The 25,237-nt window shown below is 70.6% G+C and carries 29 protein-coding genes; 17 read left to right on the forward strand and 12 right to left on the reverse strand.

Annotated elements, in window-relative coordinates:
• Positions 1–2: 2 nt before the first annotated feature.
• The 3 genes from AB0L64_RS16575 to AB0L64_RS16585 all read right to left on the reverse strand — a co-directional run bounded on the left by AB0L64_RS16575 (position 3) and on the right by AB0L64_RS16585 (position 2,989).
• Positions 3–884: a GNAT family N-acetyltransferase gene (locus tag AB0L64_RS16575; protein ID WP_363710962.1), complete on the reverse strand. Its 882-nt coding sequence runs from the start codon at positions 882–884 to the stop codon at positions 3–5.
• Positions 885–911: 27 nt separating this feature from the next.
• On the reverse strand, positions 912–2,129 hold the full coding sequence (gene serB, locus AB0L64_RS16580) for a phosphoserine phosphatase SerB (protein WP_363710963.1): 1,218 nt from the start codon (positions 2,127–2,129) through the stop codon (positions 912–914).
• Positions 2,130–2,257: 128 nt separating this feature from the next.
• Entirely contained in the window at positions 2,258–2,989 is a 732-nt protein-coding gene (locus AB0L64_RS16585; RefSeq protein WP_363710964.1) for a hypothetical protein, read from the reverse strand.
• A gap of 61 nt (positions 2,990–3,050) precedes the next feature.
• Here AB0L64_RS16585 and AB0L64_RS16590 point away from each other — a divergent pair, with 61 nt between their 5' ends.
• The 4 genes from AB0L64_RS16590 to AB0L64_RS16605 all read left to right on the forward strand — a co-directional run bounded on the left by AB0L64_RS16590 (position 3,051) and on the right by AB0L64_RS16605 (position 6,631).
• Positions 3,051–3,833, forward strand: coding sequence for an ABC transporter ATP-binding protein (locus AB0L64_RS16590; protein ID WP_355479411.1), 783 nt, complete (start codon positions 3,051–3,053; stop codon positions 3,831–3,833).
• 84 nt (positions 3,834–3,917) lie between these two features.
• Complete coding sequence (locus AB0L64_RS16595; RefSeq protein ID WP_355690588.1) at positions 3,918–4,436, forward strand: NfeD family protein; 519 nt, start codon at positions 3,918–3,920, stop codon at positions 4,434–4,436.
• A 128-nt stretch (positions 4,437–4,564) separates the two neighbouring features.
• Positions 4,565–5,743 carry an SPFH domain-containing protein gene (locus tag AB0L64_RS16600; RefSeq protein ID WP_363710965.1) on the forward strand — a complete coding sequence of 393 codons (1,179 nt, stop codon included), beginning with the start codon at positions 4,565–4,567 and terminating at the stop codon, positions 5,741–5,743.
• Between the two features lie 141 nt (positions 5,744–5,884).
• Positions 5,885–6,631 carry a sulfite exporter TauE/SafE family protein gene (locus AB0L64_RS16605; RefSeq protein ID WP_363710966.1) on the forward strand — a complete coding sequence of 249 codons (747 nt, stop codon included), beginning with the start codon at positions 5,885–5,887 and terminating at the stop codon, positions 6,629–6,631.
• Here AB0L64_RS16605 and AB0L64_RS16610 read toward each other — a convergent pair.
• Positions 6,615–7,259: a TetR/AcrR family transcriptional regulator gene (locus AB0L64_RS16610; RefSeq protein ID WP_359929374.1), complete on the reverse strand. Its 645-nt coding sequence runs from the start codon at positions 7,257–7,259 to the stop codon at positions 6,615–6,617. The two genes, AB0L64_RS16605 and AB0L64_RS16610, sit on opposite strands and share 17 nt — an antisense overlap.
• A gap of 50 nt (positions 7,260–7,309) precedes the next feature.
• Here AB0L64_RS16610 and AB0L64_RS16615 point away from each other — a divergent pair, with 50 nt between their 5' ends.
• Positions 7,310–8,263 carry a zinc-binding dehydrogenase gene (locus AB0L64_RS16615; protein ID WP_363710967.1) on the forward strand — a complete coding sequence of 318 codons (954 nt, stop codon included), beginning with the start codon at positions 7,310–7,312 and terminating at the stop codon, positions 8,261–8,263.
• A gap of 23 nt (positions 8,264–8,286) precedes the next feature.
• A complete protein-coding gene (locus AB0L64_RS16620) occupies positions 8,287–8,712 on the forward strand; it encodes an organic hydroperoxide resistance protein (protein ID WP_363711143.1) in 426 nt (141 codons plus the stop codon).
• 1 nt (position 8,713) lies between these two features.
• Here the strand turns inward: AB0L64_RS16620 and AB0L64_RS16625 are convergent, their stop codons facing one another.
• The 5 genes from AB0L64_RS16625 to AB0L64_RS16645 form a co-directional block, all read right to left on the reverse strand.
• A complete protein-coding gene (locus AB0L64_RS16625) occupies positions 8,714–9,535 on the reverse strand; it encodes a helix-turn-helix transcriptional regulator (protein ID WP_363711144.1) in 822 nt (273 codons plus the stop codon).
• A 96-nt stretch (positions 9,536–9,631) separates the two neighbouring features.
• The gene (locus tag AB0L64_RS16630; protein WP_363710968.1) at positions 9,632–10,720 is read right to left on the reverse strand and encodes an NAD(P)/FAD-dependent oxidoreductase; all 1,089 of its coding nucleotides are present in this window, start codon (positions 10,718–10,720) and stop codon (positions 9,632–9,634) included.
• A 77-nt stretch (positions 10,721–10,797) separates the two neighbouring features.
• Positions 10,798–12,348: a LuxR C-terminal-related transcriptional regulator gene (locus AB0L64_RS16635; RefSeq protein ID WP_363710969.1), complete on the reverse strand. Its 1,551-nt coding sequence runs from the start codon at positions 12,346–12,348 to the stop codon at positions 10,798–10,800.
• A 27-nt stretch (positions 12,349–12,375) separates the two neighbouring features.
• Positions 12,376–12,906 carry a YbaK/EbsC family protein gene (locus AB0L64_RS16640; RefSeq protein ID WP_363710970.1) on the reverse strand — a complete coding sequence of 177 codons (531 nt, stop codon included), beginning with the start codon at positions 12,904–12,906 and terminating at the stop codon, positions 12,376–12,378.
• Positions 12,903–13,202, reverse strand: a complete 300-nt coding sequence (locus AB0L64_RS16645) for a GNAT family N-acetyltransferase (protein WP_355690603.1) — start codon at positions 13,200–13,202, stop codon at positions 12,903–12,905. The genes AB0L64_RS16640 and AB0L64_RS16645 overlap by 4 nt, the downstream gene beginning before the upstream one ends.
• Positions 13,203–13,307: 105 nt before the next feature.
• Between AB0L64_RS16645 and AB0L64_RS16650 the strand changes: the two genes are divergently transcribed.
• Genes AB0L64_RS16650 through AB0L64_RS16685 form a run of 8 tightly spaced genes read left to right on the forward strand, consistent with a single transcriptional unit; the run spans position 13,308 to position 21,209 of the window.
• The gene (locus AB0L64_RS16650; protein WP_363710971.1) at positions 13,308–14,837 is read left to right on the forward strand and encodes an MFS transporter; all 1,530 of its coding nucleotides are present in this window, start codon (positions 13,308–13,310) and stop codon (positions 14,835–14,837) included.
• A 9-nt stretch (positions 14,838–14,846) separates the two neighbouring features.
• A complete protein-coding gene (locus AB0L64_RS16655) occupies positions 14,847–16,298 on the forward strand; it encodes a cobyric acid synthase (RefSeq protein ID WP_363710972.1) in 1,452 nt (483 codons plus the stop codon).
• A complete protein-coding gene (locus tag AB0L64_RS16660) occupies positions 16,295–16,861 on the forward strand; it encodes a DinB family protein (protein ID WP_363710973.1) in 567 nt (188 codons plus the stop codon). The genes AB0L64_RS16655 and AB0L64_RS16660 overlap by 4 nt, the downstream gene beginning before the upstream one ends.
• Position 16,862: 1 nt before the next feature.
• Positions 16,863–17,771, forward strand: coding sequence for an RNA polymerase sigma factor SigJ (sigJ, locus tag AB0L64_RS16665; RefSeq protein WP_363710974.1), 909 nt, complete (start codon positions 16,863–16,865; stop codon positions 17,769–17,771).
• A gap of 14 nt (positions 17,772–17,785) precedes the next feature.
• Positions 17,786–18,511, forward strand: coding sequence for an NAD(P)H-binding protein (locus tag AB0L64_RS16670; protein WP_363710975.1), 726 nt, complete (start codon positions 17,786–17,788; stop codon positions 18,509–18,511).
• The gene (locus AB0L64_RS16675; RefSeq protein ID WP_363710976.1) at positions 18,508–18,897 is read left to right on the forward strand and encodes a hypothetical protein; all 390 of its coding nucleotides are present in this window, start codon (positions 18,508–18,510) and stop codon (positions 18,895–18,897) included. The genes AB0L64_RS16670 and AB0L64_RS16675 overlap by 4 nt, the downstream gene beginning before the upstream one ends.
• A gap of 34 nt (positions 18,898–18,931) precedes the next feature.
• Positions 18,932–20,053, forward strand: a complete 1,122-nt coding sequence (locus AB0L64_RS16680; protein ID WP_363710977.1) for a CaiB/BaiF CoA-transferase family protein — start codon at positions 18,932–18,934, stop codon at positions 20,051–20,053.
• A gap of 13 nt (positions 20,054–20,066) precedes the next feature.
• Complete coding sequence (locus AB0L64_RS16685; RefSeq protein WP_363710978.1) at positions 20,067–21,209, forward strand: acyl-CoA dehydrogenase family protein; 1,143 nt, start codon at positions 20,067–20,069, stop codon at positions 21,207–21,209.
• Between the two features lie 7 nt (positions 21,210–21,216).
• Here AB0L64_RS16685 and AB0L64_RS16690 read toward each other — a convergent pair whose 3' ends face one another.
• Positions 21,217–21,930, reverse strand: coding sequence for a GAF and ANTAR domain-containing protein (locus AB0L64_RS16690; protein ID WP_363710979.1), 714 nt, complete (start codon positions 21,928–21,930; stop codon positions 21,217–21,219).
• Positions 21,927–22,775 carry a GAF and ANTAR domain-containing protein gene (locus tag AB0L64_RS16695; RefSeq protein ID WP_363710980.1) on the reverse strand — a complete coding sequence of 283 codons (849 nt, stop codon included), beginning with the start codon at positions 22,773–22,775 and terminating at the stop codon, positions 21,927–21,929. The genes AB0L64_RS16690 and AB0L64_RS16695 overlap by 4 nt, the downstream gene beginning before the upstream one ends.
• A gap of 147 nt (positions 22,776–22,922) precedes the next feature.
• On the opposite strand from AB0L64_RS16695, the gene AB0L64_RS16700 reads away from it, so the two are divergent.
• Genes AB0L64_RS16700 through AB0L64_RS16710 form a run of 3 tightly spaced genes read left to right on the forward strand, consistent with a single transcriptional unit; the run spans position 22,923 to position 24,480 of the window.
• Positions 22,923–23,519: a sulfite oxidase-like oxidoreductase gene (locus tag AB0L64_RS16700; protein WP_359929343.1), complete on the forward strand. Its 597-nt coding sequence runs from the start codon at positions 22,923–22,925 to the stop codon at positions 23,517–23,519.
• The gene (locus AB0L64_RS16705) at positions 23,489–24,217 is read left to right on the forward strand and encodes a ferredoxin reductase (protein ID WP_363710981.1); all 729 of its coding nucleotides are present in this window, start codon (positions 23,489–23,491) and stop codon (positions 24,215–24,217) included. Before AB0L64_RS16700 ends, AB0L64_RS16705 begins: the two co-directional genes overlap by 31 nt.
• The gene (locus tag AB0L64_RS16710; RefSeq protein ID WP_359929339.1) at positions 24,214–24,480 is read left to right on the forward strand and encodes a DUF6510 family protein; all 267 of its coding nucleotides are present in this window, start codon (positions 24,214–24,216) and stop codon (positions 24,478–24,480) included. The genes AB0L64_RS16705 and AB0L64_RS16710 overlap by 4 nt, the downstream gene beginning before the upstream one ends.
• On the opposite strand, the gene AB0L64_RS16715 is transcribed toward AB0L64_RS16710, so the two are convergent.
• On the reverse strand, positions 24,481–25,233 hold the full coding sequence (locus AB0L64_RS16715; RefSeq protein ID WP_363710982.1) for a MerR family transcriptional regulator: 753 nt from the start codon (positions 25,231–25,233) through the stop codon (positions 24,481–24,483). It lies immediately after the preceding gene.
• Positions 25,234–25,237 lie beyond the last annotated feature (4 nt).

Here is a 25,237-nt window from a genome sequence, read left to right on the forward strand (position 1 = left end):
GCTCACAGCGCAGTCCGGTAAACCGTCGTGCTGCGGCGGACCGACATCCCGAGCCGCTCGTACATCGCGAGCGCCCCGGTGCCGGAGTGCGTCCAGAGCGTCAGCGTCTGCTTGCCCCGCCGCCCGGCGGCCGTCGCCGCGTACGTGAGCAGTGCCCGCGCCAGCCCGCGGCCGCGGAAGTCCCGCCGAACGGCGACCTGGTCGACGTACCCGTCGGGGGAGTCGGGGAGATCGAGGCTGATGACGGCGCCGACGATCTCGTCGCCGGCGACCGCGACCGGTGACGCCTCGGGGTCGAAGCCGGCGCGTTCGATGCTCGTCCCGGCCCACTCGTCGTACTCGTGCCGCCGCGGCTGCCACTCGTCGAAGGCGTCCTGCACGACCTGGTGGACCGCGCGCGCATCACCCGGCGCGAACGGCCGCAGCGTCACGCCCTCGGGCAGGACCGGGGCGTCGCCGGTGACTGGGCGTTCGAGCAACCAGTTGGTCGCCAGTACGTCGTACCCGCGGGAGCGGAGCAGGTCGGTGCCGGCCGTGTCCGCGTCATCGACGGTCTGCGCCAGCCAGTCGCTGCCGTGCTCGCGGGCGCGCGCCTCCGCCCAGTCGAGCAGCTGGGTCCCGAGGCCGCGACCGACGTACGACGGGTGTACGTCGACCTGCGCGCGCCGCCCGCCGTGGACCCACGCCCAGGCGACCAGCTCACCGCTCGGTGCCTCGATCACGCGGGTGTCGAGCTCGAGGGTGATGAGCGGACGCCGCAGATCGGCGGCCACCGCGTCCGGACCCCGGTCGGTCTGTCCGTGCCAGAGCTGCTCGGCGGCGGCGATCAGCCGGTGGATCGCGGGCGCGTCGTCAAGGGTTGCGGGGCGGTGCGTGAAGTCCATGCGGCCGATCCTGCCGCATCGTCGTGGTCAGGCGGGGGTGTCGGCGTCGGCCGCCTCGACCTCTTCGCGGGTGATACCGAGCAGGTAGAGGATCGTGTCCAGGTACGGCACGCTCAGGTGGGTGTCGGCGGCGGCGCGGACGATCGGCTTGGCGTTGAACGCGACGCCGAGGCCGGCGGCGGCCAGCATGTCCAGGTCGTTGGCGCCGTCGCCGATCGCTACGGTCTGCGTCAGCGGCGTACCGGACTGCTCGGCGAACCGGCGCAGCGCGGTCGCCTTGCCGGGCCGGTCGACGATCTCGCCGACGACACGGCCGGTGAGCGTGCCGTCGACGATCTCCAGCTCGTTGGCCTTCGCGTAGTCGATCCCGAGCTCCGCGGCCAGCTTCCCGGTGATCTGGCTGAACCCGCCGCTGACGATCGCGAACTGGTACCCGAGTCGCTTCAGCGTCCGGACCAGCGTGCGTGCGCCGGGCGCCAGCTCGATCGCGGCGTACACCTCGTCGAGGGCGGTCGCGGGCAGACCTTCGAGCGCCGCGACCCGGTGCCGCAGCGACTCGGCGAAGTCGAGCTCGCCGCGCATCGCCTGCTCGGTGACCGCGGCGACCTCGGCGAGCCGGCCGGCGTGCGCGGCGAGCATCTCGATGACCTCGCCCTGGATGAGCGTCGAGTCGACGTCCATCACGATCAGCCGCTTGGCCCGCCGGTACAGCCCGCCGTCCTGGACGGCGATGTCGAGCTTCTGCCGGACGCCTTCCTGCGCGAGCACGGTCCGCAGCGCGTCCGGATCGGCGCCGGACACGGCGAACTCCATCGCGGTCACCGGGTAGCGCGCCATCCGGCTGATCCGGTCGATGTTGGCGCCGGTGTCGGCGATCCGCCCGGCGACCGCCGCCAGCCCGGCGGCGGACAACGGGTGCCCGATCACCGTCACCTGGCTGCGGCCCTTGCGCCGCGGCTCGTTGTCGCCGACACCCTTCTTCACCGAGATGTCGACGTCCAGGACGTTCGCGAGCGCCTTCAGCTCGTCCTTCAGGTCCTTGTGGTCGCGCGGGGCGGAGAGCAGCACACCGAGGATCAGCCGGCCCCGGAGGACGACCTGCTCGGCGTCGATCACCTCGAGCCCGCGGGTCGCGAGCGTGGACAGCACCGCGGACGTCAGCCCCGGCCGGTCGGTGCCCGTCAACGTCACCAGCACCGTCGGCCGACCGGCCGCCGCCATCTCAACCTCACTGAGCTCAGTCATCTCACCCGAACGCTACCCAACCCCCGCGCAGGGCGCCCCCACCGCCCGAATTCCGGCCACTTTGTGCACGAGATCCGTACGCCGAGGCGCCTGTGCACAAAGTGGCCCGGACGCGGGGTGGGGTGGGGTTAGGGCGCGGGTGGGGCGCAGGCGGCGACGAGGGCGCGGCGGGCGGCGGCGGCGAGGCCGAGCAGCGCCCGGCGGCGGGCATCGGCCTCCGCGCCCGTCACCGCGGCGCCGTCGTCCTCGAGGGCCGCGTCGGCGATCGCGAGGCAGCGGCGCGCGGTCGCGGCGGTCTTCACCGCGCGGGGTTCGTACCCCGGCGCCAGATCGTCGCCGCGCCCGCGCCCGATCTTGCGGATGTCGATCAGCGCGTCCGCGACCTCGGGCTTCCAGCGCGCCACGTCCAGCGCGGCCAGCGACTCGGCCGCGTCGATCAGCGCCATCCGCAGCGCGCGGTCCGCCTCGCCGAAGTCCGCGGGCAGCGGCGACACCGCCGGCAGCACGGTCCACTGCACCGCAGGACCGACGTACGACGGAACCAGTCCGAGCTCGGGCCCGGTCAGGACGACGGCCTCGCCGGTCTCCAGCGCGGCCTCGTTGAACGGCGGCGGACCGGCCAGGCCGATCGGGTCGCCGGGGATCGGCAGGGCGAGATGCGCCTGCGTCGTCCCCGCGGCGCGCAACAGGTTCAGCGCGACCGGCAGCGTGGCCGGCTCGGGGTGGCCGGCGAGGCCGGCCACGTGGTGACCGACGTCGTCGCCGAGGATCTTCTGCGCGGCGGTGTCGGGATCGCAGGCACCGGTCAGCATCGCGTTCGTCCAGACCGTGAACCGAAGCGAGGCGGAGGTCGTCAGCACGCCCGCAAGTCTCGCACCACCCGATCACCGATCGGCAAGGGCGACCCCTTAGGTTTTGAGCATGACTGCAGTGGTGGAGCTGGCCGGGGTGACGATCGTCCGGGGTGACTCGCGGCTGGTCGACGGGATCGACTGGACGATCGACGAGGCCGACCGGTGGGTGGTGATCGGGCCGAACGGCGCCGGCAAGACGACCCTGCTGCAGGTGCTCGCCGCACAGCTGCACCCGACGTCCGGTGTCGCCGGCCTGCTCGGTGAGGTGCTCGGCGCGGTCGATGTCTTCGAGTTGCGGCCGCGGATCGGCCTGACCAGCGCCGCGCTCGCGGACCGGTTGCCGAAGGGCGAGCGGGTGTCCGACGTCGTGGTCTCGGCGTCGTACGCCGTGCTCGGCCGCTGGATCGAGGAGTACGACGAGCTGGATCACGAGCGGGCCGCGGCGCTGCTGACCGAGCTCGGGATCGGGCACCTGGCCGACCGGACGTTCGGCACGCTGTCCGAGGGGGAGCGGAAGCGGGTGCAGATCGCCCGGGCGCTGATGACCGACCCCGAGCTGATGCTGATGGACGAGCCCGCGGCCGGTCTCGACCTGACCGGGCGTGAGCAGCTGGTCCGCTCGCTCAGCGCGATCGCCACCGCGGTCGGGGCGCCGGCGATGGTGCTGGTCACCCACCACGTCGAGGAGATCCCGCCCGGCTTCACCCACGCCCTGCTGCTCAAGCAGGGCCGCATCGTCGCCGCCGGCCCGATGGACGAGGCCCTCACCGCCGAGAACCTCAGCGAGACCTTCGACCTCGCCCTCACCCTCAAGCAGGAAGACGGCCGCTACACCGCCCGCGCCCTCTGACCGAACCCAATGCGGGGGAGCGGGGGCGGATCGGGGCGCGTCGAAAGATCTGCTGGGGGCCCCCGACGTGGATAGGCTTGGGAAATGATGGATTGGCTGCGGGACAACATGTGGGCGGCGTGGCTGACGATCGCCGCCGTCCTCGGTCTGGCCGAGCTGGCCTCGCTCGACTTCACGTTGCTGATGCTGGCCGCCGGGGCGCTCACCGCGGCCGGGGTGGCGGCGTTCTTCCCGGGGCTGCTCTGGCTGCAGATCGTCGTCGGGCTGGTCACCGCGGCCGCGATGCTCGCCGCGATCCGTCCGATGATCGTCCGGAAGATCCATCACGGCCAGGAGCTGAAGACCGGCTCGGCGCACGTGATCGGCCGCACCGGCACCGTGGTGAAGGAGATCCATCCCGACGGCGGCGGCTCGATCCGGCTCGGCGGTGAGCTCTGGACGGCCCGGCCGTACGACGAGGTGTCGACGATCGCGCCGGGGACCCGCGTCGAGGTGATGTCGATCGACGGCGCGACGGCGGTCGTGTACCCGGTCGGCGAGCCGCTGCACCACCAGCTCGACGCCACCGAGCCGCCGAAGCCGAACGACCCGCCTCAGGTCTGAGCTGTCCGCGCAGTACTGTCGGAAGTAGGGCGGCAGGCCCTACCCGACGCGCCGGGAACCGGTACGCGGGATGGCCCGTCCATACGGAAGACTGTCCGTCCTGAGCGTTCTGTCGAGTGGAGGGTCGAGTGACCGCGTTCCTCGTAGTGCTGGCATTGGTCGCCTTACTGGTGATCGTCACACTCATCAAGTCCGTCCGGGTGGTGCAGCAGCAGACCGTCGGCATCGTCGAACGGTTCGGTAAGTTCAAGACCGGCCTGCAGCCGGGGCTGAACCTGCTGACCCCGTTCGTCGACAAGGTCCGCTACACCATCGACATGCGCGAGCAGGTCGTCGCGTTCCCGCCGCAGGGCGTCATCACCGAGGACAACCTGATGGTGTCGATCGACTCCGTCATCTACTTCCAGGTGAACGACCCGGTGCGGGCGACGTACGAGATCTCCAACTACATCCAGGCGATCGAGCAGCTGACCATGACGACACTGCGCAACATCATCGGCGGCATGGACCTGGAGCAGACGCTGACCTCGCGCGAGGAGATCAACGAGAAGCTCCGGTACGTGCTGGACGAGGCGACCGGCAAGTGGGGTATCCGGGTCAACCGGGTCGAGCTGCGCTCGATCGACCCGCCGCCGTCGATCCAGGACTCGATGGAGAAGCAGATGCGCGCCGACCGCGACAAGCGCGCCGCGATCCTCACCGCGGAAGGTATGCGGCAGTCGGCCGTGCTGTCCGCCGAGGGCCAGAAGCAGTCCGCGATCCTCACCGCCGAAGGTGACAAGCAGTCCCGCATCCTCCGTGCCGAGGCCGAGCGGCAGGCCCGGATCCTGAAGGCGCAGGGTGAGGCGCAGGCCATCACCACGGTCTTCAACGCCATCCATGCCGGCAAGCCGGACCAGGGTCTACTCGCGTACCAGTACCTGCAGATGCTGCCGTCGATCGCCCAGGGCGACGCGAACAAGCTGTGGATCGTGCCGAGCGAGATCGGCGACGCGCTCAAGGGTCTCGGCAGCGCGGTCGGCCAGGTGGCCGGCATCGCGCAGCAGGCCGAGGGCAACTGGGAGGCACCGCAGATCGAGAACGGCCAGGTGCCGGAGCTCGACACCGCCGGCGTCGGCAACGGCTCGGGTGGAGCCGCGGTGGCCGAGGCCGACAACGCCGTCCGCGAGGCGATCGCGGCGGCCGAGTCCGCGGCCGTCAGCAGCCGCAGCCAGGGCGCGCCGTCGGCGCCGGCCGTCCCGCCGCCGGCTCCCACCCAGGACCTGCCGCCGCAGGAGCCGCCGGCTGCTGAGCCGCCGCAGCGCTGAGACGAGTACCCAAGGCCCTCTCCGGAACCGCCCGGGGAGGGCCTTGCGCTGTCGATTGACGACAGGTCGATCGCATACTGTCTGCCCAACGGACGGACCGATGAGCGGGAACCCCGATCAGGTGCGTAAAGTCAGTCAGCGATGACATGGTTCGAGGCGGTGTTCGTCCTGCTGGCGGGGATGGGCGCGGGAACGATCAACGCCGTGGTGGGGTCGGGCACGCTGCTCACCTTCCCCGCGTTGCTTGCCGTCGGCATCCCTCCGGTGCTGGCGAACGTCAGCAACACGGTCGGCCTGGCGCCCGGTACGGCGGCCGGCGCGATCGGCTACCGCCGCGAGCTCGAAGGGCAGCGCGGCCGGATGCTCCGGCTGGTGCCGGCGTCGCTGGCCGGCGGCATCGTCGGGGCAGTCCTGCTGCTCACGTTGCCCGACTCCGCGTTCCACGCCGTCGTACCGGTGCTGATCCTGCTCGGCTGTCTGCTGGTCGCGTTCCAGCCGTGGCTGTCGAAATGGATCAACGCGCCCTCGCACCTGCACCGCGGGGCCTGGTGGGTGATCCCGGCGGTCTTCGCGACCGGTGTGTACGGCGGGTACTTCGGGGCCGCGCAGGGCGTGCTGCTGATGGCGATCCTCGGCCTCGGCCTGGACTCGAACCTGCAGCGGATGAACGGCCTGAAGAACGTCCTGGCCACGGTCGTGAACACCGTCGCCGCGATCCTGTTCGTGATCGTCTCCGACGTCGACTGGCTCGCCGCCGCGCTGATCGCGGGCGGCTCCACCATCGGCGGCTTCATCGGCGCCCGCTACGGCCGCCGGCTGCCGCCGATCGCGTTGCGGGCGCTGATCGTCTGCATCGGCGTCCTGGCCATCGTCACGATGGTGTTCTGAGTCCCGCGAGCAGCAGGTCGAGGCCGTAGTCGAACTGCTCGTCACCGCCGGTCGTGCGGGCGAGCTCCGGCGCCAGCTCCACCACGGACGGGAAGTCCCGTGCGGACAGCGATTCCATCGACGCCCGCAACCGCCGCCACGCCTCGGGATCACGGCGCTCGGCGGCCATCTGGATCTCCCACGACGTCGACCCCAGCACGTACGTGAACAAGGTCGTATGCGTCCGCGCCGCTGTCTCCGGGGCGAACCCGGCCGCCCGCAACACGCCGAGAAGTCCCTCCGCGACCCGGGCCGTCTCGTGACCGCTCAACGGGCGCCCCGCGAGTAGTTGCGCAAGGCAAGGGTGCTCGAGCATCAGCAGCCGCAGTGACCGGCAGACCGCGCGCACCTGGTCCGGCCATGGGACGTCCTGCGGGACGTCCGGCAGGAGACCCATCAGGTGATCGCGAACGGCGTCGTACAGATCGTCCTTGTTCCGGAAGTAGGTGTAGAGCGCCATCGGGCCGACGCCCAGCTCGGCCGCGACCCCGCGCAGGCTGAACGCGTCGGTGCCCTTCGCCTCCATCAGCTCGAGCGCGGTCCGCACGATCAGCTCCGCGCTCAGCGTGTTCCGCGGCGTCCGCGCCATGTGACCCATCTCCCTTCGACGTCTATAACGTACAGTGTATAGTACGGTGTATGCGAGCCATTCAGATCACCGAGTTCGGCGGCCCCGAGGTCCTGAAGGTCAGCGACGTCCCGGAGCCGGTCGCCGGCGACGGGCAGGTCCTGATCACGGTCGACCGCGCGGGTATCAACTACGCGGACACCCACCAGGTCGAGAACAGCTACCTGTCGAAGACCGAGCTTCCGCTCATCCCGGGCGGAGAGGTCGTCGGGCACACAGCCGACGGTCGTCGCGTGGTCGCCCTGGTCGGTTCCGGCGGGTACGCCGAGCAGACGGTGGCGCACGCGCCGTACGCGTGGGACGTGCCGAAGGGTGTGACCGACGGCCAGGCGCTCGCGCTCGCCCTGCAGGGCACCACGGCGTGGCACCTGCTGAAGACGTCCACGCACCTGCAGCCGGGGGAGTCCGTCCTCGTGCACGCCGGTGCCGGCGGTGTCGGCTCACTCGCCGTCCAGCTGGCCAAGCTGTGGGGCGCCGGCCGCGTGATCGCGACCGCCTCGACCGAGGAGAAGCGCAAGCAGGTTCTCGAGCTCGGTGCCGACGCGGCCATCGACGGTGCGCCGGAGGGCCTGAAGGATCGCATCCTCGAGGCGAACGGCGGCAAGCCCGTCGACATCGTGCTCGAGATGGTCGGCGGCCCGACGCTGGACGAGTCGTTCGCCGCGCTGGCCCGGTTCGGCCGCCTGGTCACCTTCGGCGCCGCATCGCGGCAGCAGGCCGCGCCGATCGACCCGGGGCGGTTGATGAAGGGCTCCAAGACCATCACCGGTTTCTGGCTGGCCGACTGCTTCGCGAACCCGCAGCTGCTCGGCGAGCCACTCGCCGAGCTGTTCGACCTGACCGCGGCCGGCAAGCTCCGCCCGATCGTCGGCGGCGAGTATGCGCTGTCCGAGGTCGCCACCGCCCACGAAGACATGCGAGCTCGCCGGACCGTCGGCAAGCTCCTGCTCGACCCCATTCGCTGAAACGGAGAACACCAGCTATGACAATGGCTGTCGAGAAGGTTCTGTACACCGCCCACGCCACCGCGAACGGCGGCCGGGACGGCAAGGTCGCCACCGATGACGGCAAGCTCGACGTCGTGGTCGCGCCGCCGGCCGAGATGGGCGGCACCGGCAACGGCACCAATCCCGAGCAGCTGTTCGCGGCGGGCTACGCGGCCTGCTTCCACAGCGCGCTGAAGGTCGTTGCGCGCAAGGCTCGTCTGGATGTGGACGGCTCGACCGTCACCGCCGAGGTCGGCATCGGCCCGATCAACGGCGGCGCCGGCTACGGCCTCGAGGTCGCGCTGGTGGTCAGCCTGCCCGGCCTGGACACCCCCGCTGCCGAGGACCTGGTCGCCAAGGCACACCAGGTGTGCCCGTACTCGAACGCGACCCGCGGCAACATCAAGGTCGACCTCAAGGTCGCCTGAGCTACATCCTCGCGAGGGCCCGCAGCAGCAGGCCCTCGGTCGAGGACACCGGGGCCGCGGAGATCGTCAGCCCTTCCATGATCGCGACGTACTCGTCGACCTCCTCGAGCTTGTCGAGGTACATCGCGCTGGCCGCGTGCTCGATGTAGACGATGTCCGGCAGGTCGCCGTCCGCGAACCGCAGCAGGCTGAACGCGCCGCCCGCGCCCGGGTAGCCGACACTGCTGAACGGCATCACCTGGAGGGTGATGTTCGGCTGCTGCGACCACTTGAGCAGGTGCTCGATCTGGGCCCGCATGACCTCCTCGCCGCCGACCGGCCGGTGCAGCACGGACTCGTCGATGACGACCCACAGCCGGGCCGGGTTCGGCCGCGTCAGGATCTGCTGCCGGGTGACCCGCAGCTCCACCCGCTGGTCGACCTCCTGGTTCGGCAGGAACGACTTGCCCATCTGGACGACGGCGCGCGCGTACTCCTCGGTCTGCAGCAGGCCCGGGACGAACATCACCTCGTACGTCCGGATCAGCGTCGCGGCGACCTCGAGCCCGACGTAGTTCGCGAACCAGCTCGGCATCACGTCGCCGTACCGCGACCACCAGCCCGGGTTGTTCGCCGCCCGGGCCAGCTCCATCAACCGGAACCGCTCCTGCTCGTCGGCCATCCCGTACAGCTCGAGCAGGTCGCTGACGTCGCGTTCCTTGAATCCGACGCGGCCGAGCTCCATCCGGCTGACCTTGGACTCCGAGGCCCGGATCTGCCAGCCCGCGTCGGCGCGGCTGATCCCGGCCGACTCGCGCATCCGCCGCAACTGCCCGCCGAGCATGATCCGGAGTGCCGTCGGTCCACCGTCGCCGCCACTCACCGTCTGCTCACTCACCCTGACCCACGCCCAGCCACGCACCCATTTCAGCGGGAGATGCTACCGGCTGTCCACAGGTATCGCCCGGGCGACGGTCCGGCGGGCGAGATGTTTGACGAGGAAGCGAGCATCCCGGTCCACGCCTTGGATGCTCGCGGACGCGATCGCGTACTGGAAGTCCAGCCCGAGGAAGTACAGCCCCGGTACGTCGGTGGACACGCCGCGCTCCTGCCGCGGCCGGCCGGCGTCGTCGAAGACCGGCAGGTCGATCCACCGGTGATCCGGATCCGACCCGGTGGACCAGACCACCGTCCGGACGTCGTCGAGGACCTCGCCGTCCGCGGTCACCGGCCTGCCGTCTCGAGTCCCTTCGATGCGCCCGATCCGCTCGATCCCGGCCGCGTCGAGGTGCTCGAGCTTGTTGCGGGTCAGCGGCAGCCCGTTGCGGACTGCGTTCGCGATCGCCTTGCGGCCCATCGGCGTACCACGGGTCAGCACGTACTTGAACAGGAACATCACGATCGGCGTGAAGAAGTGCCCTGCCGCGGAGTCGATGTCGACGGGCACCTGCCCCGGGTGCCGGCCGGCGAGCAGGGTGCGGTGTGTCTTCACGGCCTCGAGCGCGATGTCGGTCCCGGAGTTGGCCGCACCAACGACCAGCACGGTCCCGTCCGCGAGCTGCGACGGGTTCCGGTACTCCATCGAATGCAGCTGCTTGATCGACGGATCGAGCTGATCCGCGAACGACGGCCACCGCGGCACGGTGTGCATGCCGGCCGCCACGACGACGTTCCCGGCCCGCCAGTCGCCGGCTGTCGTCTCCACCAGGAAGCCCTCGGCGTCCCGCGACAACCGCGTCACCCGTACGCCGGTCCGCACCGGCAGCTCGTGATGTGCGGCGTACCGCTCGAGGTAATCGGCCATCTCGTCACGGCTCGGGCAGTCCTGCGTGCCGATCCGCAGCCCCGGCAGGCTCGCGTACCGCGGCAGGCTGAACAGCCGCAGCGAGTCGTACCGTTGCCGCCAGCAGTCGCCGACGCGTTCGTTCCCGTCGAGGACGACGAAATCCTCGCGATCCTTGTGCAAGTAGTACCCGATCGCCAGCCCGGCCTGTCCCGCGCCGATCACCACTGTTCCGACCTTGTTCATAACCCTCAAGTTAGGGCTCGGATGTGAACCCGCACATCAACCGATGACGCCACTTTCCGAATGGCCAATGGTCATTTCTACCCAGCCAGTCCGTTCTCGTAGGCGTACGCCGTTGCGGCGGCCCGGCTGTTCACACCGAGCTTCGCGAAGATGTTGCTGACGTGCCGGGCGACCGTGCGCTCACTCAGGAACAGCTGATCGGCGACGGCCCGGTTCGTGGCGCCGGTCGCGAGCAGACGCAGTACTTCGAGCTCTCGCGGACTGAGCCCGCTGCCGCGGTCCGACTCCAACGCGGCAAGGTCGACCACCGCGCCGAGTCGCTCGAACACGGCCCGCGCGCTGTCGATCTCCATCTGCTCGGCGTCGACGTCACCGAGCGCTCGGCACGCGCGCCCGACCAGCAACCGGGTGTGCGCGCCTTCGTACGGCATGTCGAGCTGCTGCCACAGCGACCACGCGCGCCGCAGCAACGGAATCGCGCCCTGGGGATCGCCGCACGCGATCCGCACCGCGCCCTCGCAGGACGCCGCCAGAGCCTGCAGGTACGGCGAGTCCGCGCGCGCGAGCTCGGTCAGCTCGGCGGCCGCCTTGCGGGCGGTCTCGCGGTCGCCGCTGGAGACCGCGAGCTCGGCCCGAGCGGCGAGCAGCATCGGCCGGTTCGCCGAGAACGAGTCCTCGGCCAGGGCCCGCTCGAGGCCCGCGATCGCGAGGTCGACCCGGCCCTGCCCGGCCCGCAGCAGGGCGAGACCGGGCTGGACGTCCATCCCGTCCGCGGCTGCCGACAGGTACGCGCGTTCGGCGGCCTCGGCGTGCCCGCGCCGGCGTTCGACCTCCGCGAGCCGGTACCAGGCCGAACCGACGGTGCCGGCCGAGAGCCGGCGGCACGCGTCCTCGGCCGCGTCGGCCGCATCGGACCAGGCGCCGCGGTACTGCAGGATCTGCGCGCGGTGCACCAGACACGCCCCGCGGTACGGGACGAGACCGGGCTGCTGGTCGCACCAGCCGGTCAGCGCCTGCGTCCACTCCTGGGCGCGACGGATGTCGTACAGGTTCATACACAGCGCGATCACCGAGCAGTACGCCATCCCGGCGACCTCCGGGCCGACCTGGCTGGCGGTCACGTGCACCATCGCCTCGTCCAGCGCCTTGAGCGCCTCGGCGCCGCGCCCGAGCATGTTCAGGCAGTGCCCGCGGCCGAGAGCGGCCAGCACGATCGCGTCCGGCTCCGTCGCCCAGCCCATGTTCTGCTCGAAGAGGGGGAGTGCGGTGGCCGGGTCACCGGAGTTCATCCGCAGCGCTGCGTCGGCCATGGCGACCATCCCGGCCAGCTGCGGGCTGTCTTCGGGGATCAGCCGCTCGATCCGCGCCTGCCATCCCGCGGCCCGCGCGAGCTCGCCGTGCTGCTGCAGGTGGAACCCGAGCCAGAACCCGCTGCGGATCGCGGCCACCACGTCACCGCGGGCGAGATGCTCCTCGTAGGCCCGCTCCCGGTACGCCGCGACCTCGTCGTCGCGCCCGAGCACGAAGGCGGCGACCGCGAGCCGGTCGAGGTCCGCGGGCGGCAACGGCGCACGCCGGCCCGCCGCCGTCAGTTCGGCGTACTCGGCGGGCCAGTCGTGCTGCTCCATCGGGGCTCAGGCAGGGCTCGTCTGGGGTCAGTGCTGGGCGAGGTCCAGCACGGCCGCGGTCGGCAACGAGGCCAGCTCCGCGCCGTCGATCAGGATCTTCGAGCCGCGGATGCCGCTGCCGATCACCACCGGCCCGGCCCGCACGACCGCCTCGTCGACGAGCACCGGCCAGTCCGCGGGCAGCCCGATCGGCGTGATCCCGCCGTACTCCATGCCGGTCGTGCCGACCGCGTCGTCCTGCGCGGCGAACGAGATCTTCCGGACGCCGAGGTGCTTGCGGATCACGCCGTTCACGTCGGCGCGGTCCGTGGCCAGCACCAGCACCGCGGCGTACGACTCCTCGCCGGCGCGCTTGCCGAGCACGACCACGCAGTTCGCCGAGGCGGCCATCGGTACGTCGTACTCCGCGCAGAAGGCCGCGGTGTCGGCGAGCCCGGGGTCGATACCGGCCGCGTACGCCGGCAGGTCGCCGAGCGCGTCCCGCACCGGCGCCGCCAGCAGCTCCGGCACCTCGGCGGCCGGCTGCCAATCCACCTTGCCCAGCACCGGTGCGGTCACTGCTGCGCCGCCTTCACCAGGTCGGCGTACTCCGTGTGCTCGGCGAGGAAGTCCTGGTAGAACGGGCAGGCCGGCTTCACCCGGAGCCCACCGGCGCGGGCGTCGTCGAGGGACTTGGTGGCGATCGTGCCGGCCACGCCGCGGCCGCGGAACTCCGGCAGCGTCTCGGCGTGGAGGAAGACGATGACGCCCGGGTGCAACCGGTAGTCGACGAAGCCCATCAGCGTGCCGTCGGCGTCGTGCGCCTCGTAGCGGCTCTGCTCCTTGGCATCCACCACGGTGATGTCGTTCTGCATGATCGCCACTCTAGCCACCGTCACCCAGCGTTTGAGGACCGTGACTGCCGGGGTACCGGCCGTTGGGCTTTCGACAATCACCGTCATGGTCCGGGAGGAGCTGGGATGAGCGAGCACGCGTTGGAGCACGGGAAGGCGATACCGAGTCTCGTGCCGGCCCGCATGGACCGGCTGCCGTGGACACGGTTCCACTGGATGATCGTCGTCGGTCTGGGCGTCTCCTGGATCCTGGACGGCCTCGAGATCCAGCTCGTCTCCCTGGTCGGGAACGTGCTGAAGGAGCCCGAGACGCTGCATCTGACCACCTCCGAGGTCGGTTTGATGGCGTCGGTCTACCTGGCCGGCGAGGTGGTCGGCGCATTGCTGTTCGGCCGGCTGACCGACAGGCTCGGGCGCCGCAGCCTGTTCATCGTCACGCTGCTCGTGTACCTGATCGCCTCCGGCGCGGCCGGGCTGTCCTGGAACCTCGGGTCGCTGCTGTTCTTCCGGTTCGTCGCCGGGATGGGCATCGGCGGCGAGTACGCCGCGATCAACTCCGCGATCGACGAGCTGATCCCGTCGCGGTACCGCGGCCGGGTCGACATCGGCGTGAACGGCACCTACTGGGCCGGCGCGCTGATCGGTTCGGCGGTCGGCCTGGTGTTCCTGAACACCGACATCGTCCCGATCGAGTGGGGCTGGCGGCTGTGCTTCCTGATCGGCCCGGTGCTGGGGCTGATCATCATCTACCTGCGCCGGCACATCCCGGAGAGCCCGCGCTGGCTGATGACGCACGGCCGGGTCGAGGAGGCCGAACGGACCGTCGACGGCATCGAGGCGAAGGTCCGGCAGCAAGGCGGCGAGCTGCGCGAGGTCGGCGACGACGAGGCGATCGAGGTGGTCGACTACCCGCCGGTGACGTACCGCGAGATCGCCCGGGTGATGCTGCGCGACTATCGCAGCCGCTCGTTCCTCGGCTTCTCGATGATGGTCACCCAGGCGTTCCTCTACAACGCGATCTTCTTCACCTACGCGCTGGTGCTGAAGTCGTACTTCGGTCTGAACGACTCCAGCGTCGCGCTGTACTTCTTCCCGTTCGCGATCGGGAACCTGGCCGGGCCGCTGCTGCTCGGGCGCCTGTTCGACACCATCGGCCGCCGGAAGATGATCCTCGGCACCTACACGCTGGCCGCCGTCGTGTTGTTCTTCACGGCGCTGCTGTTCAACGCCGGCGTCCTGAACGCCGCGTCGCTGACCGGGTTGTGGTGCGTGGTGTTCTTCTTCGCGTCGGCCGGCGCGTCGTCGGCGTACCTGACGGTGAGCGAGATCTTCCCGATCGAGCTGCGCGGGCAGGCGATCTCGTTCTTCTTCGCGATCTCGCAGCTGACCGGCGGTGTGATCGCGCCGTTCCTGTTCGCCTCGCTGATCGGTGAGGGCGACCACCCGGCGCGCGGGCCGCTGACGGTGGGGTACATCATCGGCGCGGCCGTGATGCTGATCGGCGGCCTGATCGCCTGGTTCTTCGGCGTGGACGCGGAGGGCAAGTCGCTGGAGAACATCGCGACACCGCTGTCGTCGACGAGCGGGAGCACCCGCTTCCAGGGCGCGACGCCGCGGCTGCCGAGGGCTGAACGGCGGCGCGAACAGGAACCCTAAGATGACGTCGTGGGTTCGCTGCTGATCGCCGGTACGACGTCCGACGCCGGGAAGACGACCGTCGTCACCGGGCTGTGCCGGTGGCTGGCGCGACAGGGCGTCCGGGTCGCGCCGTACAAGGCGCAGAACATGTCGAACAACTCGATGGTCTGCGCGGACGGCACCGAGATCGGCCGCGCGCAGTGGATCCAGGCAGTCGCGGCCGGCGCCGAACCCGAGGCGGCGATGAACCCAGTGCTGCTCAAACCCGGCAGCGACCGGCGCAGCCATGTGGTCCTGATGGGGCAGCCGTGGGGTGAGCTGTCCGCGCGCGGGTTCCTGACCGAGCGGGCCGAACTGGCGAAGGCGGCGTTCGCGGCGTACGACGATCTCGCGTCGCGCTACGACGTCGTGATCAGTGAGGGCGCGGGCAGTCCGGCGGAGATCAACCTGCGGCAGTCGGACTACGTGAACATGGGCCTCGCACAGCACACCCGAGCGCCGGTCGTCGTGGTCGGCGACATCGACCGCGGCGGCGTGTTCGCGGCGATGTTCGGCACGGTCGCGCTGCTCGACGCCGCCGACCAGGCGCTGGTCAGCGGGTTCCTGGTGAACAAGTTCCGCGGCGACGTATCGCTCCTGCAGCCGGGCATCGACATGCTGACCTCCGTCACGGGCCGCCCGACGTACGGCGTCCTGCCCTGGCTGCCCGAGCTCTGGCTGGACTCCGAGGACGCGCTCGACATCCCGGTACGGCGGACCTCGCCGGGCGACCTGCTGACGATCGCGGTGGTGCGGTTCCCGCGGATCAGCAACTTCACCGACCTCGACGCGCTAGCGGTCGAGCCGACCAACAGCGTGTTCTTCACGACGAGCCCGGCCGAGATCCGCGACGCCGACCTCGTCGTCCTGCCCGGCTCCCGCGCCACGGTCGCGGACCTGGCCTGGCTCCGCGCCCAGGGCCTGGCCGACCCGCTGACGGCACGGGTTGCCGAGCGCCGTCCGGTCCTGGGGATCTGCGGTGGGTATCAGGCGCTGGGCACAATCGTCTCGGATCCTGACGGCGTGGAGACCGGTGGCGATCACCCCGGGCTGGGGTTGTTGCCCGTCACAACGGTTTTCGGGCGGGAGAAGGTGCTGGCGCGGCCGGCGCCGACGGCGTACGAGATCCACCACGGCGTCGTCGACGTGATCGGCGACGCGCAGGAGTTCCCAGGTGGTTGTCGTGCCGGCACCGTGTGGGGAACCATCTGGCACGGTTTGCTGGACGACGACGCCGCGCGGCATGCCTTCTTGCGTGAGGTCGCGGAGCTCACCGGCAAGCCTGCGCCCGACGGTTCGGTCTCGTTCGCGGGGCTGCGTGAGGAGCGGCTGGACCGGCTGGCCGACATGATCGACGAGTACGCCGACACCGCCGCACTGCTGCGCCTGATCGAGAATGGCGCACCCGCTGTCCCCTTCGTCCCGCCAGGAGCGCCATGAAGTCCCACCTGCAGCAGTACCTCCAGGACACGCGCGCGTTGCTGCTCGCGAAGCTCGACGGGATCAGCGAGTACGACCGCCGGCGCCCGCTCGTACCGTCCGGGACGAACCTGCTCGGCCTCGTGAAGCACCTCGTCGGCATCGAGTACGTCTATCTCGGCACCAGCGTCGGCCGCCCGCCGGCCGAGGTCCTGCCCTGGGAGGCGGACGGCTCGGTCTGGGAAGGCGCCGATCTGTGGGCGAAGCCGGACGAGTCGACCGAGTACATCACCGGCCTCTACCGCGCGGCCTGCGCGCACAGCGACCGCTCGATCGCCGAGCTCGACCTGGACCACCCGGCCGAGGTGCCGCACTGGGCCGAGGGCAAACGCGGTACGACGTTCGGCGCGCTGCTGGTCCGGGTCGTCGACGAGACGGCGCACCACGCCGGGCACGCCGACATCGTCCGCGAACTGATCGACGGCCAGGGCGGCAAGGACGCGGACCTGCTCGACGAGGCCGGCTGGTCGGCGTACTACACCAAGATCCAGCGCGCCGCGGAGACGTTCCTGCAGGATCGATAGCGTGGACGACTTCGAGCGCCTGCGCGGGCGGTTGTTCGGGATCGCGTACCGGATGACCGGTACCGCGACCGACGCCGAGGAGATCCTGCAGGACGCGTGGCTGCGCTGGCAGGACGTCGACCGCTCCTCGGTGCGCGACCCGGACGCGTATCTGGCCAAGACCGTCACCAATCTGTCCATCAGGCAGCTCACGTCGGCACGGGCGCGGCGGGAGACGTACGTCGGTCAGTGGCTGCCGGAGCCGGTGCTGACCGGGCGGACCGAGTTCGACGCGCTCGGACCGCTGGACGTCGTCGCGGAGCGGGAGTCGGTGTCGTTCGCGCTGTTGCTCCTGCTCGAACGGCTGACACCGGCCGAGCGTGCGGCGTACGTGCTGCACGAGGCGTTCGCGTACGGCTACCGCGAGGTCGCCGAGCTGATCGGGACGTCCGAGGCGAACGCGCGTCAGTTGGCGTCGCGGGCCGGCAAGAAGCTGGCCGCGGACAAGCCGCGGGAGCAGCCGGTCGACCGCGCGGGTTGGCGGAAGCTGGTCGAGCGGTTCATCGCGGCCGCCCGGCTGGGGGAGATCGAAGAACTCGAGAAGCTGCTCGCGGCGGACGTGGTGTCCCGCGCGGACAGCGGCGGCAAGGTGTCCGCAGCCCGCAACGTACTCACCGGACGGGACCGGGTCGCTCGCTACCTCGCGGGAGCGCTGCAGCGGTTCGGCGGCGGCATCGAGGCACGGCTGGGCGAGGCGAACGGCGGTCCGGCCTTGATTGCCGTCGGCCCCGATGGTGTGGTCGCGATCTGCTTCGTCGGCATCGGCCCGGACGGCGTCACCAACGTGCAGTTCGTGATGAACCCCGAGAAACTAGCGTTCGCCGTCGGACAGCTGTCACGAATCGGAGGGCTGCCCGATCTGAGCTGGTGACCGAAAGGAATCCGATGAGCTCAATCCTCGTCACCGGCGGGACCGGCACGCTCGGCCGGCCGACCGTGACCCAGCTCGGCGCCGCCGGCCATCAGGTCCGCGTCCTCAGTCGCAGGGCCGGCCCCGATCGGGTCGTTGCCGACCTCACCAGTGGCGCCGGCCTCGACGCCGCCGTCGACGGAGCGGACGTGGTCGTCCATCTGGCCACCAGCCAGGGCCGGCGCGACGTCGAGCAGACCCGCAACCTCCTGGACGCCGTCAACGGCGTCCAGCACCTGATTGTGATGTCGATCGCCGGCATCGACCGCATCCCGCTGGCGTACTACCGGTACAAGCTCGAAGCCGAGCGGCTGGTCGCCGGATCGGGCGTGCCGTACACGATCCTGCGGGCGACCCAGTTCCACGACCTCGTCGACCGGGTCTTCACGGCGCAGCGCTTCGCGCCGGTGATCCTCGCCCCGGCCGTCACCCTGCAGCCGATCTCGGTCGACGAAGTCGCCGTCCGGCTCGCCGAACTCGTGACCGCGGCGCCGGTCAACGGTCACGCCGCCGATATCGGCGGCCCGGAACGGCTGTCGGCGCGGGCCTTGGCGCAGCAGTGGAAGAAGGCCCGCTCGTCGCGCCGGCCCGTGCTGCCGGTGCGGGTTCCGGGGAAGACGTTCCGCGCCTTCGCCGACGGTGCTGCGACGGTCGACGGTCCGGCGTACGGGCGGATCACGTTCGCGGAGTACCTGCGATGAGGGCGTACGTCCGCGCGGTGCTGATCGCCTTCGCGGCGGTCCAGCTGGTCCTCGGGGTGTGGCTGACGTTCGTGCCGAAGACGTTCTACGACCACGTGCCGACGGTCGACTGGGACCCGCCGTACGCCGAACACGCGTTCCGCGACTTCGGTGCGGCGTCGCTCGGGCTGGCCATCGTCCTGATCGCCGCTGCGGTCCGCCTCGACCGGTTCCTCGCGACGCTGGCGCTGGTGGCCTACCTCGCGTTCTCGATCCCGCACACGGTCTTCCACCTCGGCCATCTCGAACCTGACCATCTCGGCTGGTCGATCGTGCTCGCGGTGTCCGTGGGGCTGATGATCGTGCTGCCACTGACCGCGCTGGCCGGGGCGCGCAGGATGACTTGACGACTGTGACAGTAGAACTGTCACAATAGCCCGCATGGGTCCACTCGAGGGCGTGAAGGTGGTCGAGCTGGCCGGTCTCGGCCCGGCGCCGTTCGCGTGCATGATGCTTGCCGAGCTCGGTGCCGAAGTGCTCCGCATCGACCGGCCCGGCGGCGGGCTGTCGATGGGGCCGCCGGAACTGGACTTGGTCAACCGCGGCCGTCGCAGTGCGGCCCTGGACCTCAAGCAGCCGGCCGCGGTCGACGTCGTACGGCGGCTGGTCGCGCAGGCCGACGTACTGGTCGAAGGCTTCCGGCCCGGGGTCGCCGAGCGGCTCGGGCTGGGGCCGACAGACTGTCACGCGATCAACTCGCGGCTCGTCTACGGGCGGATGACCGGGTGGGGCCAAGACGGGCCGCTGGCGCAGGCCGCGGGGCACGACATCGACTACCTCGCGGTGTCCGGCGCGCTGCACCTGATCGGGCGGGCCGGCGGGCCGCCGCAGGTTCCGGCGAACCTGCTCGGCGACTTCGCGGGTGGGTCGCTCTACCTCGTGATCGGCGTCCTCGCCGCGCTCCACGAGGCCCGGCGCAGCGGGCACGGACAGGTCGTCGATGCCGCGATCGTCGACGGCTCGGCGCACCTGACCACGATGCTGCTCGGTGCGCTCGCGGCCGGTTCCTGGCGGCAGGAGCGCGGGACGAATCTGCTCGACACCGGAGCGCCGTTCTACGACGTGTACGAGACCGCCGACGGCAAGCACGTCGCGGTCGGCGCGCTCGAGCCGCAGTTCTACGCCGATCTGCTCGGCAAGCTCGGCCTGGACGCGCCGGACCGCAACGATCCGGCCAACTGGCCGGAGCTGCGCAAGGTCCTGGCCGAGACGTTCCGGCAGCGCACCCAGGCGGAGTGGACGGAGCTGTTCGACGGCTCGGACGCGTGCGTCGCGCCGGTGCTGCCGCTGGCCGGCGAGCATCCGCATCTCGTTGCCCGCGGCACCTTCGTCGACCATCACGGCGTCCGGCAGGCGGCGCCCGCGCCGCGCTTCGGCCGGACACCGACCAGCCTCGGCCTGCCGCCCGCGCGGCCGGGGGAGCACACCCGGGAGGCCCTGGCCGACTGGGGCATCACCGACCTCGACGACCTGCTGGAGTCCGGCGCCGCCGTCCAGACCTGAAAGGAACCCGCCCGTGGAACGTCAGCTCTTCGACGCCGATCACGATGCCTTCCGCGAGACCGTCCGGTCGTTCTGCGACAAGGAGATCGTCCCGCACCACGACAGCTGGGAGGACGCCGGGATCGTGCCGCGCGAACTCTGGACCGCGGCCGGCGACGCGGGCCTGCTCGGCTTCATGATGCCGGAGCAGTACGGCGGGGGCGGCGTGCGGGACTTCCGGTTCAACGCGGTGCTGATCGAGGAGCTGACCAGGGTTCGCGCAAGCGGCGTCGGCTTCACGATCCACACCGACATCAACTCGGCGTACCTGCTGGACTATGCGACCGACGAGCAGAAGGCGCGCTGGCTGCCGGCGTTCTGCTCGGGGGAGACGATCACCGCGATCGCGATGACCGAGCCCGGGGCGGGCAGTGACCTGCAAGGCATCCAGACGACCGCGCGGCGCGACGGCGACCACTACGTGCTGAGCGGGCAGAAGACCTTCATCTCCAACGGCATCCTGGCCGACCTGGTGATCGTCGTGGCCAAGACCGACCCGGACGCGGGCGCCCAAGGGATCTCGCTGATCGTCGTGGAGCGCGGGATGCCCGGCTTCGACCGCGGGAAGAACTTGGACAAGATCGGGCTCAAGGCGCAGGACACCGCCGAGCTGTTCTTCGACGACGTCCGGGTGCCGGTGGACAACCTGCTCGGCGAGGAGGGCAAGGGCTTCGTCTACTTGATGGAGAAGCTGCCCCAGGAGCGGCTGACGATCGCCGTGGTCGCGGCCGCGGCGTGCGAGAACATGCTCGACGAGACCCTGCGGTACGTGAAGGACCGCAAGGCGTTCGGCCGTCCGATCGGGTCGTTCCAGAACAGCCGCTTCGTCCTGGCCGAACTCGCCACCGAGACACAGATCGCCCGGGTCTTCGTCGACCGCTGCATCCAGGAGCTGAACGCCGGCACCCTGACCGTGGCCGAGGCCGCGATGGCCAAGTGGTGGACCACCGAGCTCCAGAAGAAAGTCGTCGACCGCTGCCTGCAACTGCACGGCGGCTACGGCTTCATGACCGAATACCCGATCGCCAAGGCCTACCTCGACACCCGCATCCAGACCATCTACGGCGGCACCACCGAGATCATGAAGGAGATCATCGGCCGCACGATGGGCATCTGAGCCGGGGTCACCGGGTCAGGCTGATCCGGCCTTCGACGACGTCGGCGGCCACCTCGGTCAGGCGGCGGTTGGTGGAGCGGGCGTAGGTGCGGAGTACGTCGAAGGCTTCGTCGACGCCCACGGAGAGTCTGTGGCTGAGGAAGCCCTTGGCCTGCTCGATCAGGATTCTGCTGGTGAGTGCAGTCTGCAGTTGCTCGGTGATGATCTCCTGCCGGGCCAGTGCCCGCTGGTGCACGATACCGATGGTTGCGGCGTCAGCCAGCGCCTGTCCGAGAACGATGGTGTCCGCCGTCAGCCGGCCCGCGTGTTCGCGGAACAGGCTGACCGCGCCCAGCGTCGTGTCGCGGAGCCGCATCGGCAGTGCCTGGACCGAGCTGTAGCCGGCATCGACGGCCGCCGTCGTGAACTCCGGCCACGGGCTGGACCCGTCGTGCAGGTCGGCGTACTGCGCGGGTTGCCCGGTCTTGAAAGCGTCGAGGCCCGGACCTTCGAGGTTCTGCAGCTGGCCGAGCTCGATCAGCCGCGCCTCCTCGCTGGACGCGGCGACCAGGTTCAGCACGCCGAGGTGATCGACGAGCAGGATGCCGCACGCCGACAGGTCCAGCAGCTCGCTGCAGCGGTCCGCGAGCCGGTCGAGAAACTCGATGATGTCGAAGTCGGCGACGAGGGTGTCGGACAGCTCGATGAATACCTCGCGCACTCGCCTGTCAGTCGCGCTCATGAGTCCTCCTGCTGCTCGCCATGCTGTGAGTCCGTCTCCTTCGTTCGCGGTGCGGTGTGGTCGATCTCGAAGCGCAGTTCGCCGGCCATGACAGCGGCGGCGACCTCCTGCAAGGTCTGGCCGCTGCTGTAGGCGTAGGCCCTAATTCGCGCGAGCGCGTCGGTGACGCTGACACCGAGCTGCGCAGCGACCGCGCCGGTGGCCTGGTGCACCTCGGCACGCCGGGTGCTGAAGGCTGCCGAGACCACCTGCTCCGGGTCGGTGCCGGCGCCGACCCGGTCGTCGAGGGCGAGGACCAGTACGGCGTCGGCGTACACCAAGGCGTCGTGGAGCAGCTCCCCGGGCAGCGGGCCGCGCTCGGTCCGGTACACGGTCAGGACGCCGACCCGGGCTGCGCCGACGCCGATCGGGAACGCGAACGCGGCCGCGATGCCGCGCTCCGTGGCGGCCGCGGTGAACGCGGGCCAGCGCCGCCCGGCGCCGAGGCCGGCGAGGTCGGATTCGAGGACCGGCGTGCCGCGCCGCAACGCGTCGCAGCTCGGGCCCTCGCCCAGGGTGAACTGCACCTCGTCCAGTTCCGTCGCCTCCGGACCGCTGGAAATCAGCGGCTCCCAGGTGCCGCCGTCGCGGGTCATCGCGAATCCGGCACCGACTGCCGACATCGCCACGGCGCACGCGCGGACAGCATGCGACAGCGTCGGGGACGTACCCTCAGCGCGTGCGGCGGACCTGATCGCCCCCCACACCCTCGCACCGCGGTCCAGATCCACGTACTCCACCCAGATTCGAGCCGCCGCTGGGCGGATGCTCCACTCTAACGGCCGGATCATGATCTGGTGACTCATCGCAACACTGGCCTGAAGGATTGTCTGGAGGGGACCCGGTACCCGATCTCGTGCCCTTCACTCGCCCGCCGGTGCGCACGCCGTACGATGCGCTCATCAGCGTGTTCCCGAGCGGTGGCCGGGCGGCACACCGAGGGAGGGGTCGGCATGGACATTGTGTCACCAGGTTTCACGGGTCGGCGCGGAGGCGGCAACGACCTACCGCCGGGGCAGTACCTGACGCGGGACTTCCCGGTGCTCTCGGCCGGCCCGACGCCGCACATCCTGACCGATCACTGGGAGTTCACGGTCACCACGGAGACCGGCGAGAAGTACAAGTGGGACTGGGCGGCGCTGATGGCGTTGCCGTCCGAGGAGATCACCAAGGACATCCACTGTGTGACCCGGTGGTCCAAGCTGCAGACGACCTGGAAGGGCGTCTCGCTCGACACGCTGCTCGCGGACGTCGAGACCGGCGCGGACTTCGCGATGGCGCACAGCTACGGCGGCTACACCACGAACGTGCCGCTCGACGACCTGCTCGACGGGCAGTCGTGGATCGCCTACGAGTACGACGGGGACCCGCTCGATCCCGAGCACGGCGGACCCGCGCGGCTGCTCGTCCCGCACCTGTACTTCTGGAAGAGCGCCAAGTGGGTCCGCGGCCTGGTGCTGTCCGACACCGAGGACCTCGGCTTCTGGGAGACCGCCGGCTATCACGAGTACGGAGACCCATGGAAAGAACAGCGATACGCCGGCGACTGACGTGGCAGGTCGCCACGGTGGCCGAGGTACGGCGTGAGACCGCCTCGGCGCGCACGATCGTGCTCGACGTACCGGACTGGCCGGGGCATCTCGCGGGCCAGCACCTCGACGTCCGGCTGACCGCGCCCGACGGGTACCGCGCCTCGCGGTCGTACTCGATCGCGTCGGCCTGGACCGGCGAGACGATCGAGCTGACCGTCGAGGAGGTGCCCGACGGTGAGGTGTCGCCGTACCTCGTCGAGGTGCTGAAGGCCGGGGACCCGCTGGAGATCCGCGGGCCGGTCGGCGGCTGGTTCGTGTGGAAGCCCGGCCAGGAAGGGCCGGTGCAGCTGATCGGCGGGGGATCGGGGGTCGTGCCGTTGCGGTCGATGCTGCGCGCTGCGGCCGGCTCCGGGACGCCGATGCGGTTGCTGTACTCCGTAAGGCGGCCGGAGTCGGTGATCTACGTCCAGGACCTGAAGCAGCTGGCCGCGTCGGACGAGGTCGACGTCCGGCTGGTGTACACCCGCGAGGCGCCGGCCGGGGAGCCGCGGGTGGGGCGGATCGACGCGGAGCTGATCGAGCAGTACGCGTTCGCGCCCGAGGACGGCGCGACGACGTATGTGTGCGGGCCGACGCCGTTCGTGGAGACGGTGGCGGATCTGCTGGTCGCGGCCGGTCACGACCCGGCCCGAGTCAGAACGGAGCGTTTCGGATGAGTGAAGCCAACTACCTGGACGGCAACGCGGCGGCCGGGGCCCTGAGCGAAGTGTTCGCCGTGGACCTGACCACCGCGACCGGCCAGTGCAACGGCTGCGGCCAGGTCGCCGTCTTCGCCGAGTCCCGCCTGTACGTCGACGCACCCGGCATGGTTGCCCGCTGCAACGGCTGCGAGTCCGTCCTGCTCCGGGTCGTCAGCACCCCGGACAACACCTACCTGGACCTCCGCGGCCTCACTTACCTCCGCGTCCCCAACGCCTGATCACCTACCGGCGCGCTTGTGCTGGGTGCGCCGGATGGTGTCGCGCTGGGTTTCGCCGACGGCGCGCTCGTAGGCGAGGACCAGGCCCTGGATCGTGACCGGCTTGAACCGCTCGACGAGGTGCTGGATGTGCTCCGGCGGGCCGCCGGAGTCGCGGTAGTGCGGCCAGACCTTGGTGCGGAACACCTCGGTCAGCTCCTCCGCGATCGCGCGGCCGTGCTCGGTGAAGATCCGGCCGGCCGCCAGCACCGCTTCGACCGGCAGGTCCAGGTCGAGCAGCTCGACGCCGAGGCTCAGGTGCGCGGTCGCGACCTGGAACACGTCCTCGTCCGGCGTCGGCTCGACCACCCCGAGCGCGACCAGCATCTCGATGTCGTCGTCGCTCAGCTCCCGTCCGGTACGCCGGACCAGCGCCGCGCGGTCGAGCGTTTCCGGCAGGTCCCGCATCCACGGCGTCAGCAGCGTGCGATGCAGCGCGATGTCCTGCGGTGTCGCGTCCGACGGGATCCGGTCCAGGTAGCCCTCGATCGCCTGCAGCGTGAAGCCGTGCGCCTGCAGCTCCCGCACCAGGTCCAGCCGTGCGATGTGCTCCGGCCCGTAGTACCCCACCCGCCCGCGCCGGATCGGCGGCGGGATCAGCCCTCGTCCCGCGTAGAACCGCAACGTGCGCACCGTCATCCCGACCCGGGTCGACAGCTCGTCGACCGTCAGGGTCACGCCTTCGAATGATGCAGCCCCCGCCACTTCCGACATGGCG

Origin of the sequence: Kribbella sp. NPDC051936, from assembly GCF_040680955.1 — a bacterium.
GTDB lineage: Bacteria > Actinomycetota > Actinomycetes > Propionibacteriales > Kribbellaceae > Kribbella.

Bases quoted from the DNA above. Each gene is read 5' to 3' on its own strand.
- AB0L64_RS16575 (WP_363710962.1), bottom strand. From the start codon at position 884: ATGGACTTCACGCACCGCCCCGCAACCCTTGACGACGCGCCCGCGATC.
- serB (WP_363710963.1), bottom strand. From the start codon at position 2,129: ATGACTGAGCTCAGTGAGGTTGAGATGGCGGCGGCCGGTCGGCCGACG.
- AB0L64_RS16590 (WP_355479411.1), top strand. From the start codon at position 3,051: ATGACTGCAGTGGTGGAGCTGGCCGGGGTGACGATCGTCCGGGGTGAC.
- AB0L64_RS16595 (WP_355690588.1), top strand. From the start codon at position 3,918: ATGATGGATTGGCTGCGGGACAACATGTGGGCGGCGTGGCTGACGATC.
- AB0L64_RS16605 (WP_363710966.1), top strand. From the start codon at position 5,885: ATGACATGGTTCGAGGCGGTGTTCGTCCTGCTGGCGGGGATGGGCGCG.
- AB0L64_RS16610 (WP_359929374.1), bottom strand. From the start codon at position 7,259: ATGGCGCGGACGCCGCGGAACACGCTGAGCGCGGAGCTGATCGTGCGG.
- AB0L64_RS16615 (WP_363710967.1), top strand. From the start codon at position 7,310: ATGCGAGCCATTCAGATCACCGAGTTCGGCGGCCCCGAGGTCCTGAAG.
- AB0L64_RS16620 (WP_363711143.1), top strand. From the start codon at position 8,287: ATGGCTGTCGAGAAGGTTCTGTACACCGCCCACGCCACCGCGAACGGC.
- AB0L64_RS16625 (WP_363711144.1), bottom strand. From the start codon at position 9,535: ATGCTCGGCGGGCAGTTGCGGCGGATGCGCGAGTCGGCCGGGATCAGC.
- AB0L64_RS16630 (WP_363710968.1), bottom strand. From the start codon at position 10,720: ATGAACAAGGTCGGAACAGTGGTGATCGGCGCGGGACAGGCCGGGCTG.
- AB0L64_RS16635 (WP_363710969.1), bottom strand. From the start codon at position 12,348: ATGGAGCAGCACGACTGGCCCGCCGAGTACGCCGAACTGACGGCGGCG.
- AB0L64_RS16645 (WP_355690603.1), bottom strand. From the start codon at position 13,202: ATGCAGAACGACATCACCGTGGTGGATGCCAAGGAGCAGAGCCGCTAC.
- AB0L64_RS16650 (WP_363710971.1), top strand. From the start codon at position 13,308: ATGAGCGAGCACGCGTTGGAGCACGGGAAGGCGATACCGAGTCTCGTG.
- AB0L64_RS16660 (WP_363710973.1), top strand. From the start codon at position 16,295: ATGAAGTCCCACCTGCAGCAGTACCTCCAGGACACGCGCGCGTTGCTG.
- AB0L64_RS16670 (WP_363710975.1), top strand. From the start codon at position 17,786: ATGAGCTCAATCCTCGTCACCGGCGGGACCGGCACGCTCGGCCGGCCG.
- AB0L64_RS16675 (WP_363710976.1), top strand. From the start codon at position 18,508: ATGAGGGCGTACGTCCGCGCGGTGCTGATCGCCTTCGCGGCGGTCCAG.
- AB0L64_RS16680 (WP_363710977.1), top strand. From the start codon at position 18,932: ATGGGTCCACTCGAGGGCGTGAAGGTGGTCGAGCTGGCCGGTCTCGGC.
- AB0L64_RS16690 (WP_363710979.1), bottom strand. From the start codon at position 21,930: ATGAGCGCGACTGACAGGCGAGTGCGCGAGGTATTCATCGAGCTGTCC.
- AB0L64_RS16695 (WP_363710980.1), bottom strand. From the start codon at position 22,775: ATGAGTCACCAGATCATGATCCGGCCGTTAGAGTGGAGCATCCGCCCA.
- AB0L64_RS16700 (WP_359929343.1), top strand. From the start codon at position 22,923: ATGGACATTGTGTCACCAGGTTTCACGGGTCGGCGCGGAGGCGGCAAC.
- AB0L64_RS16705 (WP_363710981.1), top strand. From the start codon at position 23,489: ATGGAAAGAACAGCGATACGCCGGCGACTGACGTGGCAGGTCGCCACG.
- AB0L64_RS16710 (WP_359929339.1), top strand. From the start codon at position 24,214: ATGAGTGAAGCCAACTACCTGGACGGCAACGCGGCGGCCGGGGCCCTG.
- AB0L64_RS16715 (WP_363710982.1), bottom strand. From the start codon at position 25,233: ATGTCGGAAGTGGCGGGGGCTGCATCATTCGAAGGCGTGACCCTGACG.